The following is a 19,346-nucleotide window of genomic DNA, read 5'->3' as shown; positions in this document are numbered from 1 at the left end:
CGTTACCTATGAAGTAACAGGCTTAAATTCAACACATTGCCACTGACATTGAGCGCTTTATAAAATCCACCACCTTTTTATTGGCTTCATCTATTTTCTTATTCCGGAAGGGTTTGAGATACGTCTCGGTCACTGTGATCGAAGAGTGTCCCATAGCTTCAGAAATAACGCCTGGGTGAATTTCACAATAGTAAGCTGTCGTTGCCCATGTATGGCGGGCAGTATACGAACTAAGTTTATCCCCCAGTCCTAACATTTCACCAAGCAACATCAGTTGCCTATTGAAATTGCGGAGTGCCAACTGGTATTCGTGATAAGCCTCCTTCGTCCCTTCCCGACTATTTAATAACGGAAATAAATAAGGAGATGACGTATCACGATTCATATACCTCTTTAATATAGCCATCGCTTCCGGAGTTAAAGTCACTGACAAAGGACGCCCGGTCTTCCGCCTGCGGTAAGTGATAACATTGTCGTGCAAATCACTTTTACGCAAATAGGCAAGATCGACAAAAGGCAGACCACGGAGCAGAAACATCAAAACGAACAGTTCCTGCGTACGACGCATGTCAGATGTCACTGCAGACGACTGCGGCAATTTGGTGAATACTTTCTGTATGTCTTCGGTATCCAATGCACGCTTACGGTCCGCACGGGTGCCGGTATATACAGAACGAAACAAATGCGGTACATAAACAGCCCCACGACAATCTACCGCACGATTATAGACCGCACGAAATGTGCGTAAATAGGTGGAAACAGTGTTCCAGCTACATCCCCGGCCACGAAGGTGAATCTCGAAGCCTTTTATCCACTCTGGGGTTACTTCATTGAACGTAAAATCCCCTTTCCCACGATAAGCAATGATGGCATTGAGACTGCTACGATAAACATGCGCAGTACCAAAGTTTCCCTCCATCTGTAGCCCGTCGGCTACCTGCTTCATAAATGCTACTACTCTTAACATCTTACTTGTTATTAAAAAAATTATGCAATAAATATAATAGGTTTTGGACTAATGGAACATCTTCTGATACATATATTATATTTATTTGAAATTATCTAATCTATCTGCTATGTCCAAAGTTACGAATAATAACAAAGCTAAAAGTATAGATGTTGTAGGGATAGAAATTTATGAAAAGCGGAAATCTTGAAAAATTTTGTTTGCTGACTACAAATAATCTAAATAAAATAAGGAATTATTGTTCAATAATCTTTAAATTACTTATAGCGTAAAAGAAGATTACTAATAGAAATAACCTCCTTTATCAAATGGTCATTATTTATTATGACTTTCTAGTTTTATATAAATAATAACTTAACTCATTTACCAAACACATAAATTTATAACTTTAGAATTAGCCTTATTTTCAGTCACAAAATCTCTTTCTATCTAAATATCTGTAACTTTCATTGACTCGTCAATATAATTTAAAACTGTGATTAACTTCTTGATATAAAAAATAATGATTAACTTTGCAAAGTAAGTCAATGTTGACCTATTGTTGACCTCTAAACTTACAAAGAGATAATTAACAAGTTGATAACAAGGGGATCCAGTTGGTTAGAGCGTCAGATTGTGGTTCTGAATGTCGCCGGTTCGAGTCCGGTCTTCCCCCCCAAAAAAAGAAATACTCAAAAACAAGTCCTGTAAATCTTTTGCTTTACAGGACTTATTTTTTATTTATCCAATAAACCTTATGGAAAACAACAAAAAACTGACCCGTTCCAGAAAAGAACGAATGATAGCAGGAGTATGCGGTGGTTTAGCCGAATACTTGGGCTGGGACCCTACCTTAGTAAGAATAGTCTATGTACTGGCTACCATCTTCACTGCTTTTGCAGGAGTCATCATTTACTTGATTCTATGGATCATCATGCCGGAAGAAAGATATAGCGACGGATATGGCGACAGAATGAATCAACGCTTACATTAACATGAAAGTCAAGAGTATTGACCATATTGTCATACCTGTATCCGACATACACCAAAGCCTCCATTTCTATACTGAAATATTAGGAATGGAAGCCGATACCAGCCACCAGCGCTTTGCCCTGAAGTTTGGCAATCAAAAAATCAATCTACATGTAGGGAAAGCACAATTCCTCCCTGCTGCCAAATGCCCTACCTTCGGAAGTACTGATATCTGCTTATTGGCAGATGGAAGCATAGAAGATATTAAAGCGGAAGTAACATCCAAGGGAATAGAGATAGAATACGGTATTGTACAGCGTCAAGGTGCCCAAGGAGCCATCCGGAGCATTTATTTCAGAGATCCGGATGGTAATCTGATAGAGGTCAGTACCTTAATATAATTCCAATCCGAACTCATCTTTCAGCTGCATCAGCGCCTGATTCTTCTGAGCCATCATCTGGAATTTCTCAACACGGCCAACCGCCCGAACCGTTTCCGCAGGTTCACTCACCCGTACTGTCATCGCCACCTTGCTATTCTTCAATCTTCCACGAAGATAAGTCTGCAGTTCCGGTATTAAAGCAGTAAAATCCTTAGCGGCAATTTCATTATCAACCACTACTTCAAAAGTAGTCGAATTATTCAATAACACCGGACGAATCACCTGCATACGCTTTGCAATAGCGACCTGTTCTTTGGGGAGCTGTCCTGCATATTCCTGCCAGTAATAGTTCAAATCTCTGTCGTTGAAAATAAAATCTTCTTCTGGTTGTTGAGTTTGCGTCTGGGCAACATTAGTCTTGGCTGCATTCTGAGCAGCCTGATCACGTTGCGGATTCTTAATAGACACGCCTAGACTTGACATCTTCATCACAGGAATCTTCCGTTCCTCCCTGGCAGTCGAAGAAATTCCCGCCCCTTGCGACGGAACAGAAGTTGTATTCGCCGGAGTAGCAGAGCCTGCAGTTGCAGACGTTTGCGGCTGACGCACGGCAGTATTGGAAACAGATGGTGCAGCAACCGGAGACGGAGCAGAATGAACAGTAGTCTGTTGAGCAGACGGTGCAGAAGCAACCTGCGGCTGCTGAGCTGCGGCAGGCTGGGTGAATACGGGTTTTATGGTCTGCTTAGGGCCACGCCCACCACTTACATCATCCCCTTCGGTGGTAAGCTGGGCAACCTGTATCAAGGTCAATTCAACCAGTAAGCGCTTGTTCTTGCTGGCACGGTAATTCAAATCACAATCATTACAAAGCTTCATCGCCCGATACAAAAACTGCAACGGACACTTTTGTGCCTGTTCCTGATAACGCTGACGTATACTCGCCCCTACTTCCAGCAATGGCAAGGTAGCCGCATCCTTACTAACCAGCAAATCCCGGCAATGCGAAGACAATCCGGTAATAAAATGACTTCCGTCAAATCCTTTATTCAGTACATCATTGAAAAGCAATAATGCATCACTCACTCTGTTTTCAAGGAAACAATCCGTCAGACGGAAATAATATTCGTAGTCGAGAACATTCAGATTCTCAATTACACTCTTATACGTAATATTCCCTCCCGTAAAACTCACTACCTGATCGAAAATAGATAAGGCATCACGCATACCTCCATCCGCTTTCATCGCAATGACGTTCAGAGCTTCGGGTTCTGCCGTAATATTTTCTTTTGCAGCAACATAGGATAAATGATTCACCGTATCTTCCACACTGATCCGGTTAAAATCATAAATCTGACAACGGGAAAGGATAGTCGGAAGAATCTTATGCTTCTCCGTCGTAGCAAGAATAAAGATGGCATGACGGGGAGGTTCTTCCAATGTTTTCAAAAATGCGTTGAAAGCGGAGGCTGAGAGCATATGCACCTCGTCGATAATATATACTTTATACTTGCCAATCTGTGGCGGGATGCGTACCTGTTCCACCAATTGACGGATATCGTCCACCGAGTTGTTGGAGGCAGCATCAAGTTCATGGATATTATACGACCGCTGTTCGTTGAAAGCCACACACGATTCACATTCGTTACAGGCTTCACCATCCGCAGTAGGCGTCATACAGTTGATGGTTTTGGCGAAGATACGCGCACAAGTAGTCTTTCCCACCCCGCGCGGTCCGCAAAACAAATAAGCATGAGCCAATTTTTGGGTAGCGATTGCATTCTTTAATGTAGTAGTCAGCGCTCGTTGTCCCACCACCGATTCGAATGTGGACGGACGGTATTTACGAGCTGATACAATATAGTTCTCCATATCCGGGATTCTCTCTGTTTTTTTTGATTTTTCGCTTTCAGTGCAAATGTACACAAAAAAGTGATAAGTAATAAAGGATAGAGAAAGAAGTTTTGAACCTAAAGCGGTAAGTTTTTAAGTTATTAGTTTTATCTTTGCGGATATAAAAAAGAGAAATTATGGATAAACTGATCACTATCTGGAGTTTCATATGCCGGCGTAAGTATCTTATCACCGTCGTAGCATTTGCTGTTATCATTGGTTTTCTGGACGAGAACAGTCTCTTCCGCCGTTTGGCATACGAACGTGAAATCAGCCAACTGAAAGAAGAGATAGAAAAATACCGTGCAGACTACGAAGAGAACACCAAACGTCTCAACGAGTTAAACAGTAATCCGGATGCCATCGAGCAGGTTGCCCGTGAAAAGTATCTGATGAAGAAGCCAAACGAAGATATTTACGTTTTTGAAGATAATAAATGAAACAATTAGTACCTGCACTTTTCGCCGTAGGCGCAATTATGGCTCTCACAGGAGCTGCTGTATATATCACCGGATGGAACTATGCTCCTTATATCTATACCATCGGAGCCGGATTCATCGCATTGGCACAAGTAAACACGCCGGTTAAAGGAAAAAGCAAAATATTAAAACGCCTGCGCATCCAGCAGATATTCGGAGCACTGGCACTGATTCTCACAGGAGCTTTCATGTTCACCACCCGCGGTAACGAATGGATTGCCTGTCTTACTATTGCCGCCGTACTCGAACTTTACACTGCTTTCCGCATTCCACAGGAAGAAGCAAAAGAAGAGAAATAAAAAAAGCCTATTCAAAGCTTCACAGTCTTGAACAGGCATTGATTCATTAAAATTATGAATGTCCTCAGGAAATCCAAGGGCTTTAAAAAGACATTTTTTATTTCTTAGCAGATGAATATCTGGCATTCAATCCATCTACGATTTCTTTAGTGATATTAAATGCGCTGTCAGCATAAAGCAGGTTATCAAAACCAGTATTGCTGAAAATCAAGCTATATCCACGAGTTTTATTATATTCTTTCAGGAAAGCGTTGATAGAATCACGGAAAAGCAAGCTATTTGTGTTGTTGTCTTCCATCAAACCATTCTGAAGTTTATTGCTCAATTCCTGCAAGTCTTGTTCCATTTTAGCCAAACGGTTGTACTCCTGCTGAGCTCTTTCCGGTGACAGGAAAGCATTGCTTTCATATTTCTTCTGAAATTCCTGTTTTTCTTTGTTCAAAGCAGTCATCTTCTGGTTCAATGTCATACGAACATTCTCGCTCTTCTTTACCATAGCCTCATTCAAGTCAATACAGAAATTGTATTTAGCCAGCAATGTGTCTATTTCAACATAAGCTATTTTCATCCCTGACAATTCAGCAGTAGCCGAAGCCGGAGTAGTTGCAACTTGATTATCAGCTTTGCCGGCGCATTGTGAGAATAAAACGATAAACGCAAGTGCAGCTAAACCGTTCATGAGGTAGTTTATTCTATTCATAACTATAAAATATTGTTTTTAATTAATTAGTTCATACTATCGTTCAAGGCTTTTTCCAACTCATCAATAGAAAAACGTGATTTCTTTTGTGCTTCACGATCCTGCGACTGCGCACAACCGATTCCTTTTTTACGCAACTCTTTATTACCGCTCACATGACCATTCGGGAACTTTCCCCCCTTCGTAAAGAATACTTTCACCCCTAATAATAATAGGGAAATAGCAACTATTAACAAAGTTATCAGTATAGTCTCAACCATTTCTATTAATTTTGTGAGTGCAAAGATAGGCTTTAATGAGAAACGAGTTCAGATAAGTCAAGCAAATTAACCATATTTAGCAATAAGAGGAACCGAAATGAACCTCCTATTCCTATTATAAAAGAAAACAGCATGGAAAAAAAAGATCTTAAGCCGGCTGGCGTATTCAAGTATTTTGAGGAAATCTGCCAAGTGCCGCGTCCTTCCAAGAAGGAAGAGAAAATAATTGCCTACCTGAAGGCATTCGGAGCAAAACATAATCTGGAAACAAAAGTAGATGAAGCAGGAAACGTACTGATCAAAAAGCCTGCTACTCCGGGCAAAGAAAATCTTCAGACTGTCGTACTGCAGTCTCATATCGATATGGTGTGCGAAAAGAACAACGATGTACAGCACGACTTCCTCACCGATCCCATCGAAACAGAAATAGACGGAGAATGGCTGAAAGCCAAGGGAACGACTCTCGGAGCCGATAATGGTATCGGCGTAGCTACCGAGCTGGCTATCCTGGCGGATGACAGCATCGAACACGGTCCGCTGGAATGCTTGTTTACCGTAGATGAAGAAACCGGACTGACCGGAGCTTTTGAGTTGAAAGAAGGCTTCATGAGCGGTGATATTCTGTTGAACCTTGACTCCGAAGATGAAGGAGAAATCTTTATCGGATGTGCCGGTGGCATTGATTCCGTTGCGGAGTTCGCCTATAAAGAAGTAGAAGTTCCCGCAGGATATTTCTTCTTCAAAGTAGAAGTTAAAGGACTGAAGGGCGGACATTCCGGTGGTGATATCCATTTGGGACGTGGTAATGCAAACAAGATACTGAACCGATTCCTGTCCCGAATGGCGAACCGTCAGGATCTGTATCTCTGCGAAATCAACGGAGGTAACCTGCGCAACGCTATCCCCCGTGAAGCATACGCTATCTGTGCAGTTCCCGAAGATGCCAAACATGACGTCCGGACAGAACTGAACATCTTTACCAGCGAAGTGGAAAACGAACTATCCGTTACCGAACCGGACCTGAAACTGGTTCTTGAATCGGAAACTCCTCGTAAAACGGCTATCGACCAGGATACTACCGCCCGCTTGCTGAAAGCATTGTATGCTGCTCCTCACGGTGTATATGCCATGAGCCAAGACATCCCCGGACTGGTAGAAACTTCGACTAATCTTGCTTCTGTCAAAATGAAACCAAACCATATCATCCGCATCGAAACCAGTCAACGCAGTTCTATCCTATCCGCACGCAATGACATGGCAAATACAGTTCGTGCCGTCTTCCAATTGGCAAGTGCCAATGTCACCTTCGGCGAAGGTTATCCGGGATGGAAACCCAACCCTCATTCAGCAATCCTCGAAGTGGCAGCAGAATCTTACAAACGGCTTTTCGGTGTAGATGCGAAAGTGAAAGCAATTCACGCAGGACTGGAGTGCGGTTTGTTCCTCGACAAGTATCCGACATTAGATATGATCTCTTTCGGACCGACCCTTACCGGAGTGCACTCTCCCGACGAACGGATGCACATTCCTTCCGTTGAGAAGTTCTGGAAGCATTTGTTGGATATTCTGGCACATGTTCCTGCCAAGAAATAACAGTCAGATAAGACATGATAGAAAAGATTATGGTGGTAGCACAGAAAGACTTGCTATCACCGTAATCTTTTTTATGATGCTTTTTTTTACCTCCTCATATATCACAGGACAAGTTTCTTTCAGTGGAAAAGAATCGTCCACGAACAAGCAGTTCATTTCCCAAAAGAAGTCTTCCGACGAAGAGCGAGTTCCTTTTCGTGTCATGAGCTGGAATGTAGAAAACCTCTTCGACACGCATCATGACACACTAAAGAACGATAACGAATTCCTTCCCGACGCCATCCGCCACTGGAACTACACCAAATATAAAAAGAAGCTGGCCGACATAGCCCGCGTCATTACTGCTATCGGCGAATGGAATCCACCTGCCCTTGTAGGTCTTTGCGAAGTAGAGAACGACAGTGTATTGCGTGACCTCACACAGCGCTCTCCCTTAAAGGAACTGAATTATCGCTACGTCATGACAAATTCTCCCGATCTGAGAGGAATCGATGTTGCTTTACTATATCAACGTGACCTGTTCAAATTAATATCTTTTCATTCCATCCCGATCCCTTCTTTCAAGCAACATCGCCCTACAAGAGACTTATTACATGTCAGCGGACTATTATTAACCGGAGACACACTCGATGTAATCGTCTGCCACCTTCCGTCCCGATCCGGCGGAGCCAAAGAATCCGAACCTTACCGGCTCCATGCTGCCCGAATACTGCGCACGGAAGCCGACAGCCTTCTGAGTATCCGTCTTCATCCACAGCTGATCATCATGGGAGATTTCAATGACTACCCAACCAATAAATCCGTCAAAGAAATATTAGAAGCCACCATGCCGCCCAACGAAGCCACCACTTCATCCGGCTCTCCATCATCGACAGAGCCTCAACCGGCAACCACCTCCCCTCCCCCTTCCAAGCTTTGTCATCTACTTGCCCGGAAAGCGATGTCCCGTAATTTCGGCTCCTATAAATATCATGGAGAATGGGGGTTACTCGATCACTTGATCGTATCCGGCACTTTACTCGATACCTCCTCCAGCTTCTTCACCAAGGAAAGCAAAGCAAACGTTGCCCGCCTTCCTTTTCTATTGACTGAAGACAAGAAGTACGGCGACGACGAACCTTTTCGTACCTACAAAGGAATGAAATATCAAGGAGGAATCAGTGACCATCTCCCCATATACGCAGATTTTGAACTGATCGTATACTAACCGACAGATAAAAGGCAATAAATCCACTGCTACCAGCTATTTTACAGGAACATAGACAGGGAGGAAAAGCCATCCCCTTTGCCTACTGACGGGACATACCGGACGACTATCCGTAACATCCGGACAAAAGGCTTGTGCCACCGTGTTGGCACAACTATGCCACCGTATTGGCACTGTCGTGCCATCGCATTGGCACAGTTGTGCCACTACGGTGGCAAAGATGTGCTAAGCCAGTGGCAAAGACATCCCCCCCGGAAGTTAACCTGAACGAAGTTAGTCCGAATATTGATATACCTTCAGATCGAACTTCGGCACCATCGCCAGCAGATGATCAAAGATATCCGACTGAATCCGTTCGTATTCTTTCCATACCTTATTGCGGGAAAAGAAATAAACCTGAATAGGTACTCCGTACATGGTAGCCTCCTTTTGACTGATAATCAAATCCAAATCCTGATTCACCACAGGCAGGCTACAAAGATACCGCTCGATATACACCCGATAAACCTGCGAATTGGTAGGCACCACCCCTTCCTCCGGCTGATAATCCGCCATTAAAGGAATCTCTTTCCGATAGCGGTCGAGCATTTCCGGCGTACAGAACTGGAGGGTAGTTAAATCCAGTGTGATATTCTTCATCACCCGCCGTCCGCCGGACTCCTTCATTCCACGCCAGTTCTGGAAAGGGCTGCTGACCAGTGTATAAGGAGGAACTGTAGAAATCGTATTATCAAAGTTCTGAATCTTCACCGTGTTAAGCGTAATCTCCTGCACCGTGCCATTCGCAGCACCGGAAGGAAGTGTGATCCAGTCTCCCGGACGCACCATATCATTGGCGGAAAGCTGAATACCTGCCACAAATCCCAAAATGGAATCCTTGAATACCAGCATCAGGATAGCTGCCGAAGCACCCAATCCTGCAAACAGACTGGCAGGCGATTTATTCACAATAATAGCGATAATCACAATCCCTCCGATGAAAAACAGAAGTACCTGAAGCACCTGAATAAACCCTTTCATAGGCCGGTTCTTCATCGTCTCCTTTCCATCATAGATATCCATTATCATCAGCAGAATCCCGTTGATGGCCAGCAGCAGGGAAAAGATAATATAAATGGCACAAGCCTTCTGCGAAATCAGCAACAGTTCCTTACCGCGCATGAAAGCCATCGGCAACAGGGCATAGACAAGGATGGCAGGAATTGTATGAATCAGGTTATGAAACACCTTACGCTTCATCAACAACGTATTCCAGAGATGCGGTTTCCTGCGGGTGTACTGCTTCATACCTCCCACCAGAATCGCCTGACAAAGATAATTCAGTACGACAGCAATCGCTATCATCAGTATGGCAATAATTGTTTCATCAAAGCGATCGGCAACCTTCGGGTCCATCCCCCAATCTATCAGGATTTTGTTCATCCACTTTCCTAAATCGACTACTAACATAAGCTTTATCTTTATATATCATGTTTATAGTAGGATAACAGTGAAAACCCTCGTTTGGTTTAAAAAAAAGACTGGCGCCTGATTTACAAGAAATCAAGGCCGCCAGTCCCACTGCTACTCTCTAAGCATTTCTTTTATAATGGCAGACCGTAACGTCCATCTACAATTTTCTCCAGCTGTTCTGCCATCTTCTTTACCTGTTCCGGATACTGATCCGCCACATTATTCTTCTCGCCCGGATCTTTCTTCAAATCATAAAGCTGCGGCTCCTTACTGTTTCCCAACTCGATATTCACCGCTTTCAGATATGCGGGTCCATTTCCCGGACGGAGATATTTCCATTTGCCGTCTGTCACCGACAGGTTATTCTGGGCATTCTGAAGTACCAGCCATTCGCGTCCCTTCTTCTGTTTGCCTGTCCATGCTTTCAGCATCGGTTCGCTATCCGGTGCCGCACCTTCCGGCAAGCGGACATTCAGCATTTCGGCGAAGGTAGCAAACCAGTCGATCTGACAAAGCAACGCATCCGAAACGGTTCCCGGACGAATCACGCCCTGCCAGCTCCAGATACAAGGGATACGTGTACCGGCTTCGAAAGAACTGTACTTTCCTCCGCGATAAATACCGCCCGGAGTATGGTCGCCCAGCAATTCTACTGCCTGATCCTTGTATCCGTCGTCCACTACCGGACCGTTATCGCTGGAAAGAATCACTAATGTATTCTTGTCCAAGCCCAGTCGTTCAAGTGTATTCAGGATTTCTCCTACCGACCAGTCAAATTCGAGCAGACAATCGCCGCGAGGGCCCATGCCGCTCTTCCCTGCAAACTGTGGAGACGGAACACGGGGCACATGCGCATCCTGCGTAGCAAAGTACAGGAAGAAAGGAGCAGACTTGTGTCCTTCAATAAAGGAAACGGCTTTTCCTGTCAGTGTCTCCGCAATTTTCTCGTCCTGCCAGAGTGCCGACTTTCCGCCCTTCATATATCCGATACGGGAAATACCGTTCACGATGCTCTGATCATGTCCGTGAGAAGGGTGCATCTTCAGCAATTCCGGGTTATCCTTTCCGGTCGGTTCTCCCGGGAAGTTCGCCTTGTAGCTTACCTGAATCGGGTCGTTCGGATCAAGATTGATCACCTGATCATTCTCGACAAACACACAAGGTACACGGTCGCCCGTAGCTGCCATAATGAATGAGTATTCAAAGCCGATATCGTTGGTTCCCGGTTGCAAAGGCTTGTTCCAGTCCTGCTCTCCGCCTTTGTCGCCCAGCCCCAGATGCCATTTACCTACGACACCTGTGTTATATCCGGCATCCTTAAACAAGTTTGCCATCGTATAGCGTTCCGGACGGATGATAGCCGCAGCGTCTCCGGCAGCAATACCTGTTCCGGCTTTTCGCCACGCATATTCACCGGTCAGCATCGCGTAGCGGGAAGGCGTACTGGTAGCAGCCGCACTGTGTGCATTCGTAAAACGCACTCCCATCTTGGCAAGACGCTCTACATTGGGAGTATGGATAGTCTTTGCCCCGTTGCAACTCAAGTCGCCGTAACCGATATCATCTGCATAGATAAAAACAACATTCGGACGATTGGACTGCTTTTCCTGAGCAGTGGCATGAGACGCCAAACAGGAGGTTAATGCTAAAGGCAATATGCCATAAAATTCTTTTCTCATCTTGTCTTTTGATAAATTATTAGGTTAGAATGAAAGTCTGGTTAACTTTTTAATAAGGTTCATATCAAGGAGCTACGGTCACTCCGATTTCGTTCATTTCTACTTGCGCCGTTGTAGCTGTAGGGGTAGTAGCCTCCAGTTTGATAAAACGTGCCTTTTCCTTCTGACCGAAAGTAACAGTCTGCGGCAACGGATTGTGCATGATATTGCTGAACTCACCGTTTGCAGGCACTTCCTTCCAGTTCTTGCCATCTGCGCTCACATAGAATTTGTAGCGGAAAGCCATCGTCGGTTTCGCTTCTGCTTTCAGAGGCGCATACGTGAATGCGGAGATTTCGACCTCTTTACCCAAATCAATTGTCAATGGAGAAGCAGCTACCTGTTTCCAGGAGGCACGAGGCAGATTATTCCAGTTTTCCGTCCGGTTCTCTTCTTCCAGAGATTCTGCATAGTAAGCTCCTACCTGACTGATATGAGCCGTCAGACGACACTCATTGACCTTCACCCGCAGCTGGCTGGCTTTTACCGCTGGAAAACGTACCATACGTTTATATCCTACAGTCGTTCCCTTCGCAACTTCCTGCCAGCCTTCTTCCGTCAATGCCTCTACTGTGAAAGACTCTACCCGTTGTCCTTTCGTAATATCTTCCTGTATCATCACAACATTGATTTCTGACTCCGGCTTCAAAGAATAGACAGCCTCGCTTCCGGAAACGGCCTCCCAGTCTTTTCTTCCTTTTTCTACCCGGTTGTTGGTAAATATCTTCTCCCGATAAGCAGCAAACTCATTCAACCGCTGTACATCCGCTTCATTAATCAAGCCTCTGCGGTCGGGAGGAATATTCAACAAGAGTACCGAGTTATAACCCACAGACTGGAAATAGATATCAGCCAGATGCTTCAATGACTTCACTTTGCTGTCTTCCTCCGCATGATAGAACCATCCCGGACGGATAGACACATCCACCTCCGAAGGATACCAGAATAATTCCGTTGCCTTTTCCAACATCGCACGACTTCCCAGATCTTCCGCTTTGCTAAAGACACCCAGCCGCTTGTTGTTTTCTTCAGAACGGGCATAGATTCCCGGAGTCAGTACCGTTGCACTCCACTCCGTTTCGCGTCCCAAGCCTTTTTCATTACCTACCCAACGGACATCGTCACCCATAATTGCCATAACCGCTTTCGGCTGCAACTTCTGAATGGTCTTATAGAAAGCATCCCAGTCATAGATTTGCTTCTTTCCGTTCGGTCCTTCTCCGTTCGCACCGTCGAACCATACTTCGTGTACCTCACCATAATTAGTGAGCAACTCTGTCAATTGCTGAATGAAGAACTCATTGTATTTAGGAGAGTCTCCGTAGCATTCCGCGTTCCGGTCCCATGGAGAAAGATATACTCCGAACTTCATATCATATTTATCACAAGCCTTACGCAGTTCTTTCACTACGTCTCCCTGACCGTTTTTCCAGGGAGAAGAAGCTACCGAGTGTTTCGTAGTAGCGGTAGGCCACAGACAAAAGCCATCATGATGCTTTGCCGTGAGAAGTACCATTTTGAATCCCGCGTCTTTCAGGCTGCGTACCCATTGTTCCGCATCCAGTTCCGTAGGGTTAAAGATAGCAGGATCTTCCTTGCCGTCGCCCCATTCCCGTCCGGTAAACGTATTGATGCCGAAATGCAGAAAAGCAGTCAGCTCCATTTGTTGCCACGCAGCCTGTTGGGGAGTAGGAACCAACCTTGCTGCCATATCTATTTTCTGTTCGAGGGTCGCATCCTGTGGAAATTCAACATGCTTCACATAGTAGTTTTCTTTCGTCAGTCCACAGCCGCCCAACGTTATCACAGAAGATAAAAAGAGAGAAATTAGTAGTTTGTTCATCATAATAAATATTGATTTAATGCTAATGAGACAAAGATAATTATAAAGGAGTGAATTTCATGACTTTCCCGAAGCACTTTTCATTAAACTTCGCTAAATCCATGCCATTCGCTCCTTTATATTCTATCTCAATGCAATATTTCTATTCAAATGCAATCAGTACCACCGGTTATTTTACCGGATAAAGCGTAAATTCAAAACTCTGTTTTTTCACCGGTACCAGATATTGCGGCAATACACCCGGTCCGCAGGTTGCTGTTCCCACTCCTGCCTGTTCAGCATCCAGATGTATAGTCATCATTCCGTCACGCTCCAGCTCATTAATATGGTGTGCCTTCTCTAATAGTACATCCGAGAAGGGGATGATACTAAACTGGAAAGGACGATTCGATTCCATAAATACACCTTCACCTGCCTGATCCGTCAGTTTAGCCCAGCGCACATCCGTCCGGTTACCTGTTGACTGCGGCGTTGCGTAATAGTGGAACATCCGTTCTACGGTCGTGTCATACAGATCTATCCTGCCGGACTGATTACGGTCGATATACGTCTCATGATCGCCACGTCCCAGATAAGAAACTTGGTCATACGTATCCGCCATACGGAAAGTCAGCCCCAAACGAGCCATTGACTTCACGATAGCCGTATCAGGTTGGAAAGTTGTATGTACTTTCAAGGCACCATTCTTACCGAGCGAGTAAACGAAATCAGCCATTCCTACTTTCTGTCCTTTCCCGTTGAGAATCTCAGCACGGACAGTAGCCGATGTCCTACCTTCTTTAAGCGATACCACCTTCTGAGTCAGATTGTTCAATCCTGCCTTACGCCACAAACGAGCACCGTTCCGATCCCGGTTGTCATTATCCGTAGCCGGACGGAACAAACTCAAAGTGACGGGGGCAGCCAGCAGTTCCTTCCCATTCAAAGTCAGAGAAGAAAGTGCTCCGGTGTTCTTATCTACAACGAAAGCTGTTTCTCCTGCCTTCTGCGGGCGGTGAGCCGTGGCATTTTTATTACCGGCAAGTACAAACTGGTCGTACGCCACTTCCCAGTCGGCATCCACCAGCAGAGCAGCCTCTTTGCGGCTCCAGCTAAGGTTCAGATAAGCTTCCCGTACAGAAGCCGGAAGTTTGACAGCGCCCAGCAGAATCTCTGCTGTAGCATGCGGCTCACAGTCCACTTCCTTCGTACCTTCGGCAAGTAGCGTTCCATCCTCCCCTTTCACATTCCAATGCAGGATATATTCATTCAGATTAGAAAAGTCATACCAGTTCTTGATGCTGACCTTCAGGTTCTTCGGGTCAGATAGAGTCGCTTTGATGTTCTGATAAATTTTCTTCACTTCAAGTAGATGCGGATGTGGTTCACGCACAGCGTTCACCAGACCGTTGCCACAGAAATTACCGAAGCTGGGGATTCCTTCCGGTCCGTAATCACCTCCGTAAGTCCAATACCACTTCCCGTCTTTGTCTATCTCGCGGAAATTCTGATCTACCCAGTCCCAGATGCAGCCACCTTGCGCCATCGGCTCATTTTCAAAAACGTCCCAGTACTCTTTCATTCCACCGCAACTATTCCCCATAGCATGCAGGTATTCACAGAGGATGAAGGGACGGTAAATATCTTTTTTAGCCACATAAGCCTTGATTTCGTCCACACTTCGATACATACGGCAATAAATGTCCGTATTATAATTCAGTTCGGCACGTTCATATTGCACGGGGCGGCCTTTCTCTACTGATTTCAACCAGTCGTAAGTACGTTCGAAATTGATACCGTTGCCGGCTTCATTCCCCAGCGACCAGATCACGATAGCCGGATGATTCTTGGAACGTTCGTACATACGGTGCGTACGGTCCATGTGGGCAGTCAGCCAGGTACTGTCTTTTGCGAGGGAAGCAGGTCCGTATCCCATACCATGCGATTCGATATTCGCCTCATCAATCATATACAGCCCGTAACGGTCGCAAAGCTGATACCAGTACGGATGAGTCGGATAATGTGAGTTACGCACCATATTGATATTATGCTGTTTCATCAGTCGGATATCCTGCTCCATCAGTTCTTTGCTTACGGTACGTCCCAGTTGTGAATGTTCGTGACGGTTCGCTCCTTTCACCAGCACCGGAACACCATTGATGCAGAAACGTCCGTCCTTGATTTCCGAAGTACGGAAACCAACCTCGCATCCGGTCAGTTCAGTCACCTTTCCTTGTGCGTCTTTCAGTTCGAGCACCAAAGTATAAAGATTAGGATACTCCGCGTTCCACGCTTTTACTTCCGCAATCTTCTTCTCATCGAAAGCGATGAAGTTGCTCAATCCACGGGATTTGATCCGGACAGCATCCTGCAACACAGCTTTTCCCGAAGCATCTTTCAGTGTATATGCAATGGAGCCGGCTGTGGCAGAAGGTCCTTCTACCGTCACTTCCAGATTGAAAATACCCTCTTTGTATTTCTCTTTATCAAGAGAGGCACTTACTTTATAGTCAGCAATATACTGTTTGGGAGTACTATACAGGTAAACATCCCGTTCGATACCGCTCAGGCGCCACATATCCTGACACTCCAGATAAGCACCCGAACTCCAGCGATATACTTCCAGCGCCACCACGTTCTCACCTTCACTCAGTACATCGGTAATGTCCCATTCGGCAGCCGTCTTCGATCCCTGATTATAGCCGAGCAACTTCCCGTTCACCCATACATAATAGAAAGAAATCACACCCTCGCAGCAAAGTACTACCCGGCGTCCTTTCCAGTCGGCGGGTACTTTGAATGTACGACGATAAGAACCGACTTCGTTTTCGGCAAATGGTACCAACGGCGGATTCTTCTTGAAGTTGAACATCTTATCGTCAAACTCATAAGTTTCGTTAACATAAATCGCTGTTCCATATCCCTGTCGTTCCCAGTTGCCGGGCACATTAATATCCGCCCATCCTCCGGTATAATAAGAAGGCTGGTAGAAGTCTTTCGGGCGGTTATCCGGATTCTTTACCCAGTGGAATTTCCACTTTCCGTTCAGGCTCATATAATAAGGAGACTCTTCATATCCTCCCGGTTTTTCAATATCGGAAGCGTCGGCATAAGGCCATACGTAGGTATGGGGAGCGAGTTTATTCAGTCCTACAGCATACTGGCTCTGCCACTCCGGCTGCGACTGTTTCTGAGCCGAAGCGAAGGTAGCAGTCAGTGCTACCATCAAGATTAAAAAAGTTCGTTTCTTTAATTTCATCGTTATTATATTAGTTATTTAGTAACTGGTTATTCGATTATCAGTTCATCGAAATAGACTCTTGATTTTTGTCCGGGACGGACATGGTTGAACGGACATTCTCCCGCTCCTTCCACGGTCACCCGAACATAGCGGGCAACGGTTCCCCTCATATCTACCGAAAGGTCTTCGACAAAAGTTCCCTCACGGAATATCTCTTCGGGAGTATATTTCAATTCGTTGATATCCCGATAAGTCGCCTGATCGTCCGAAACAGCTACCTTGATGGATTTCGGTTTATGCACTCCCATTCCATAATTAGTAATACAACCGATCGTCAACGTGTTCATCTTCTCCTTTTGCAGCAAATCCACAGTGAAAGAGAAGCGGTCGTTTCTTGTCCAGCAGCACCATTCAAAGTCCGTCTGTTTCAGGCTTCCTCTGATTCCGTTACTCAGCACAGCTTCATTCGCTTTATTGCCCAGCAACGGTTTGGCCGTTGCCTTATTCCAATGTACCGGAAGCGTCAATATTTTCCCCATCTGCTCTCCACCGGCAAATGTTGCAGCATTGATTGTCCGGGCATCCTTTACAACCAGCGGCTGTTCATAGAGCGGCGAAGCAGCTGTCGGCTTACTTCCATCTACCGTATAACGGATTTCCACATCCGGACGGATACATTCCAGTGTTACATTCAGTGCTCCGTCTTCCGGCTTCACCGTATGCTGTATATTGTACATCGAACGAGCATACGCTATTCCTTTGGCTGCCAAGTGTTCATTGAACGAGTCCATTCCTTTGAGGAACGAAGCCCAGTCTTTCTTTTCCGGCTGTGTCCACGCCACTTCCGCCAAAGCTGCCAGACGCGGGAATACGAGGTAATCCACATCCTCCGGCTTATTGCAGAACTCCGTCCACATACAAGCCTGTACTCCCATCAGCAGATCCGCATATTCCGGTTTCCAATCTTTCTGAACCGGCTCATAGTCATACACATCTTTCAGCGTGTTATTGCCGAAATACGTCAGCGGCTCAAACCATTGCGGCCCCTGATAACGAATCAGGTACATGATGCGTGCGGGAGTCATAATGAAACGATGTCCCTGTTCGGCAGCCTTCAAGGCAGCCTGTCCGTATCCCTGCCAACCCAAGACAATGACATCTTCCGGCAAAAAACTACTGTTAGTCAGTTCATCCCAGCCAATCACTTCACGGCCTTTGCCGCGTACATACTCGCTCATCCGCTTCATGAAGTAACCTTGCAGATCCTCTTCATTGGCCAGTTTCTCTTTTTTCATCCGTGCCTGACACAACGGGCATTTCCCCCAATAAGTCTTGCGGGCTTCATCGCCTCCGATATGAATATACCGGGAAGGGAACAAGGCCATAATCTCGTCCATCACATCCTGAAGGAAAGTGTAGACGCTGTCGTTTCCGGCACAATAGATAATTTCGGAGTTCCGTCCTCCCAAACCGGGAAGCACTCCGATATACTCCTTCACCACCGGACAGGCAAAATGAGGATAGGCCGCCAATGCCGAATTACTGTGTGCAGGCACATCAATTTCCGGCACTACTTCTATCTGGCGTTCGGCTGCATAGGCCACCATTTCCTTTATATCTTCCTGTGTATAGAAGCCTCCTACCGGGGTCGGTTCTCCGGGTTCCGGATTACGCCGGGCAGGGAAAGGCAGTCCTGTACGATCCACCCTCCAGGCACCTACTTCCGTCAGACGGGGATATTTTTTGATTTCCACACGCCAGCCGTTATCATCTGTCAGATGAAAGTGAAGCGTGTTTATTTTCAGCATCGCCATACAGTCGATGATTCGCAATACATTCTCTTTAGGAATAAAGTAACGTGCCGCATCCAGCAGTAATGCCCGGTAACCAAACCGCGGTTCGTCCTGAATACTCACTGCCGGAATACTCCATTTTACCTTCTTATCCGCCACTTCCTCTTTTTCGATAGCTGCCGGAAGCAACTGGCGAATCGTCTGCAAAGCATAAAAGAATCCTTTGGCATCCGATGCTTCAATTATAATTTCTTTTGGAGACACTTCCAGCGTATACGCTTCACTCTTCAAAGTTGCATCTGTCTGGAAACGGACATTTCCCTTTTCTGCATCATCACCTACGGTCAACTTCGGAGTAAAACCTGCCGCACGGGTAAACAAAGCTATAAAGCCGCGCGCCACTTCCGCCTGCTCCTCATTTTCTACGGCAAATACTGTCTTACCGGAGAAAAGGTAGTTTCCGCTACCCGGCACCATTTGTGCCGGGCGTGGAACCAAGGGTATGTCATGTGTCAAGTTAGTATCGCTACATCCGGCTACCATCGAAGACAGAAAGCCTATCAGTAATATTAAAATCGTTCTTGTCAT

Annotated in this window: 15 protein-coding genes; 6 read left to right on the top strand and 9 right to left on the bottom strand. The window is 45.6% G+C overall.

Annotated features, from left to right (window positions below):
• Positions 1–28 precede the first annotated feature (28 nt).
• On the bottom strand, positions 29–967 hold the full coding sequence (locus HMPREF2794_RS17155; protein ID WP_168166610.1) for a tyrosine-type recombinase/integrase: 939 nt from the start codon (positions 965–967) through the stop codon (positions 29–31).
• Positions 968–1,703: 736 nt separating this feature from the next.
• Here HMPREF2794_RS17155 and HMPREF2794_RS17150 point away from each other — a divergent pair.
• Together HMPREF2794_RS17150 and HMPREF2794_RS17145 are read left to right on the top strand one after the other, a co-directional pair.
• Positions 1,704–1,940, top strand: coding sequence for a PspC domain-containing protein (locus HMPREF2794_RS17150; RefSeq protein ID WP_022302161.1), 237 nt, complete (start codon positions 1,704–1,706; stop codon positions 1,938–1,940).
• A 1-nt stretch (position 1,941) separates the two neighbouring features.
• Complete coding sequence (locus HMPREF2794_RS17145; protein ID WP_010538868.1) at positions 1,942–2,319, top strand: VOC family protein; 378 nt, start codon at positions 1,942–1,944, stop codon at positions 2,317–2,319.
• Here HMPREF2794_RS17145 and HMPREF2794_RS17140 read toward each other — a convergent pair.
• A complete protein-coding gene (locus HMPREF2794_RS17140; protein WP_070752018.1) occupies positions 2,311–4,173 on the bottom strand; it encodes a DNA polymerase III subunit gamma/tau in 1,863 nt (620 codons plus the stop codon). The two genes, HMPREF2794_RS17145 and HMPREF2794_RS17140, sit on opposite strands and share 9 nt — an antisense overlap.
• Before the next feature lie 158 nt (positions 4,174–4,331).
• Here HMPREF2794_RS17140 and HMPREF2794_RS17135 point away from each other — a divergent pair, with 158 nt between their 5' ends.
• Together HMPREF2794_RS17135 and HMPREF2794_RS17130 are read left to right on the top strand one after the other, a co-directional pair.
• Positions 4,332–4,634: an FtsB family cell division protein gene (locus tag HMPREF2794_RS17135; protein WP_010538870.1), complete on the top strand. Its 303-nt coding sequence runs from the start codon at positions 4,332–4,334 to the stop codon at positions 4,632–4,634.
• A complete protein-coding gene (locus HMPREF2794_RS17130) occupies positions 4,631–4,972 on the top strand; it encodes a hypothetical protein (RefSeq protein ID WP_008767910.1) in 342 nt (113 codons plus the stop codon). Before HMPREF2794_RS17135 ends, HMPREF2794_RS17130 begins: the two co-directional genes overlap by 4 nt.
• 97 nt (positions 4,973–5,069) lie before the next feature.
• Here the strand turns inward: HMPREF2794_RS17130 and HMPREF2794_RS17125 are convergent, their stop codons facing one another.
• Both HMPREF2794_RS17125 and HMPREF2794_RS17120 read right to left on the bottom strand, forming a co-directional pair.
• Entirely contained in the window at positions 5,070–5,672 is a 603-nt protein-coding gene (locus HMPREF2794_RS17125; protein ID WP_022301121.1) for an OmpH/Skp family outer membrane protein, read from the bottom strand.
• Between the two features lie 26 nt (positions 5,673–5,698).
• The gene (locus HMPREF2794_RS17120) at positions 5,699–5,932 is read right to left on the bottom strand and encodes a hypothetical protein (protein WP_008762116.1); all 234 of its coding nucleotides are present in this window, start codon (positions 5,930–5,932) and stop codon (positions 5,699–5,701) included.
• A gap of 132 nt (positions 5,933–6,064) precedes the next feature.
• Here HMPREF2794_RS17120 and HMPREF2794_RS17115 point away from each other — a divergent pair, with 132 nt between their 5' ends.
• The gene (locus HMPREF2794_RS17115; RefSeq protein ID WP_070752016.1) at positions 6,065–7,525 is read left to right on the top strand and encodes an aminoacyl-histidine dipeptidase; all 1,461 of its coding nucleotides are present in this window, start codon (positions 6,065–6,067) and stop codon (positions 7,523–7,525) included.
• Positions 7,526–7,598: 73 nt separating this feature from the next.
• The gene (locus HMPREF2794_RS17110; RefSeq protein ID WP_371490826.1) at positions 7,599–8,732 is read left to right on the top strand and encodes an endonuclease/exonuclease/phosphatase family protein; all 1,134 of its coding nucleotides are present in this window, start codon (positions 7,599–7,601) and stop codon (positions 8,730–8,732) included.
• A 273-nt stretch (positions 8,733–9,005) separates the two neighbouring features.
• Here HMPREF2794_RS17110 and HMPREF2794_RS17105 read toward each other — a convergent pair whose 3' ends face one another.
• The 5 genes from HMPREF2794_RS17105 to HMPREF2794_RS17085 all read right to left on the bottom strand — a co-directional run bounded on the left by HMPREF2794_RS17105 (position 9,006) and on the right by HMPREF2794_RS17085 (position 19,346).
• The gene (locus HMPREF2794_RS17105; RefSeq protein ID WP_010538874.1) at positions 9,006–10,181 is read right to left on the bottom strand and encodes a mechanosensitive ion channel family protein; all 1,176 of its coding nucleotides are present in this window, start codon (positions 10,179–10,181) and stop codon (positions 9,006–9,008) included.
• A 134-nt stretch (positions 10,182–10,315) separates the two neighbouring features.
• On the bottom strand, positions 10,316–11,863 hold the full coding sequence (locus tag HMPREF2794_RS17100; protein ID WP_010538875.1) for a sulfatase family protein: 1,548 nt from the start codon (positions 11,861–11,863) through the stop codon (positions 10,316–10,318).
• Between the two features lie 64 nt (positions 11,864–11,927).
• On the bottom strand, positions 11,928–13,745 hold the full coding sequence (locus HMPREF2794_RS17095; protein ID WP_055271619.1) for an alpha-L-fucosidase: 1,818 nt from the start codon (positions 13,743–13,745) through the stop codon (positions 11,928–11,930).
• 169 nt (positions 13,746–13,914) lie between these two features.
• Entirely contained in the window at positions 13,915–16,950 is a 3,036-nt protein-coding gene (locus HMPREF2794_RS17090) for a glycoside hydrolase family 2 TIM barrel-domain containing protein (protein WP_371490830.1), read from the bottom strand.
• Positions 16,951–17,012: 62 nt separating this feature from the next.
• Positions 17,013–19,346 carry a glycoside hydrolase family 20 protein gene (locus HMPREF2794_RS17085; RefSeq protein ID WP_055271603.1) on the bottom strand — a complete coding sequence of 778 codons (2,334 nt, stop codon included), beginning with the start codon at positions 19,344–19,346 and terminating at the stop codon, positions 17,013–17,015.

It is taken from the genome of Bacteroides sp. HMSC067B03 (assembly GCF_001811315.1).
Classification (GTDB): Bacteria; Bacteroidota; Bacteroidia; order Bacteroidales; family Bacteroidaceae; genus Bacteroides; species Bacteroides faecis.
This window is presented reverse-complemented; position numbering and strand designations above follow the sequence as displayed.

Excerpts from the sequence above, each read along its gene's own strand:
- HMPREF2794_RS17155 (WP_168166610.1), bottom strand. The coding sequence starts at position 967 with ATGTTAAGAGTAGTAGCATTTATGAAGCAGGTAGCCGACGGGCTACAG.
- HMPREF2794_RS17150 (WP_022302161.1), top strand. The coding sequence starts at position 1,704 with ATGGAAAACAACAAAAAACTGACCCGTTCCAGAAAAGAACGAATGATA.
- HMPREF2794_RS17145 (WP_010538868.1), top strand. The coding sequence starts at position 1,942 with ATGAAAGTCAAGAGTATTGACCATATTGTCATACCTGTATCCGACATA.
- HMPREF2794_RS17140 (WP_070752018.1), bottom strand. The coding sequence starts at position 4,173 with ATGGAGAACTATATTGTATCAGCTCGTAAATACCGTCCGTCCACATTC.
- HMPREF2794_RS17135 (WP_010538870.1), top strand. The coding sequence starts at position 4,332 with ATGGATAAACTGATCACTATCTGGAGTTTCATATGCCGGCGTAAGTAT.
- HMPREF2794_RS17130 (WP_008767910.1), top strand. The coding sequence starts at position 4,631 with ATGAAACAATTAGTACCTGCACTTTTCGCCGTAGGCGCAATTATGGCT.
- HMPREF2794_RS17125 (WP_022301121.1), bottom strand. The coding sequence starts at position 5,672 with ATGAATAGAATAAACTACCTCATGAACGGTTTAGCTGCACTTGCGTTT.
- HMPREF2794_RS17120 (WP_008762116.1), bottom strand. The coding sequence starts at position 5,932 with ATGGTTGAGACTATACTGATAACTTTGTTAATAGTTGCTATTTCCCTA.
- HMPREF2794_RS17115 (WP_070752016.1), top strand. The coding sequence starts at position 6,065 with ATGGAAAAAAAAGATCTTAAGCCGGCTGGCGTATTCAAGTATTTTGAG.
- HMPREF2794_RS17110 (WP_371490826.1), top strand. The coding sequence starts at position 7,599 with ATGATGCTTTTTTTTACCTCCTCATATATCACAGGACAAGTTTCTTTC.
- HMPREF2794_RS17105 (WP_010538874.1), bottom strand. The coding sequence starts at position 10,181 with ATGTTAGTAGTCGATTTAGGAAAGTGGATGAACAAAATCCTGATAGAT.
- HMPREF2794_RS17100 (WP_010538875.1), bottom strand. The coding sequence starts at position 11,863 with ATGAGAAAAGAATTTTATGGCATATTGCCTTTAGCATTAACCTCCTGT.
- HMPREF2794_RS17095 (WP_055271619.1), bottom strand. The coding sequence starts at position 13,745 with ATGAACAAACTACTAATTTCTCTCTTTTTATCTTCTGTGATAACGTTG.
- HMPREF2794_RS17090 (WP_371490830.1), bottom strand. The coding sequence starts at position 16,950 with ATGGTAGCACTGACTGCTACCTTCGCTTCGGCTCAGAAACAGTCGCAG.
- HMPREF2794_RS17085 (WP_055271603.1), bottom strand. The coding sequence starts at position 19,346 with ATGACAAGAACGATTTTAATATTACTGATAGGCTTTCTGTCTTCGATG.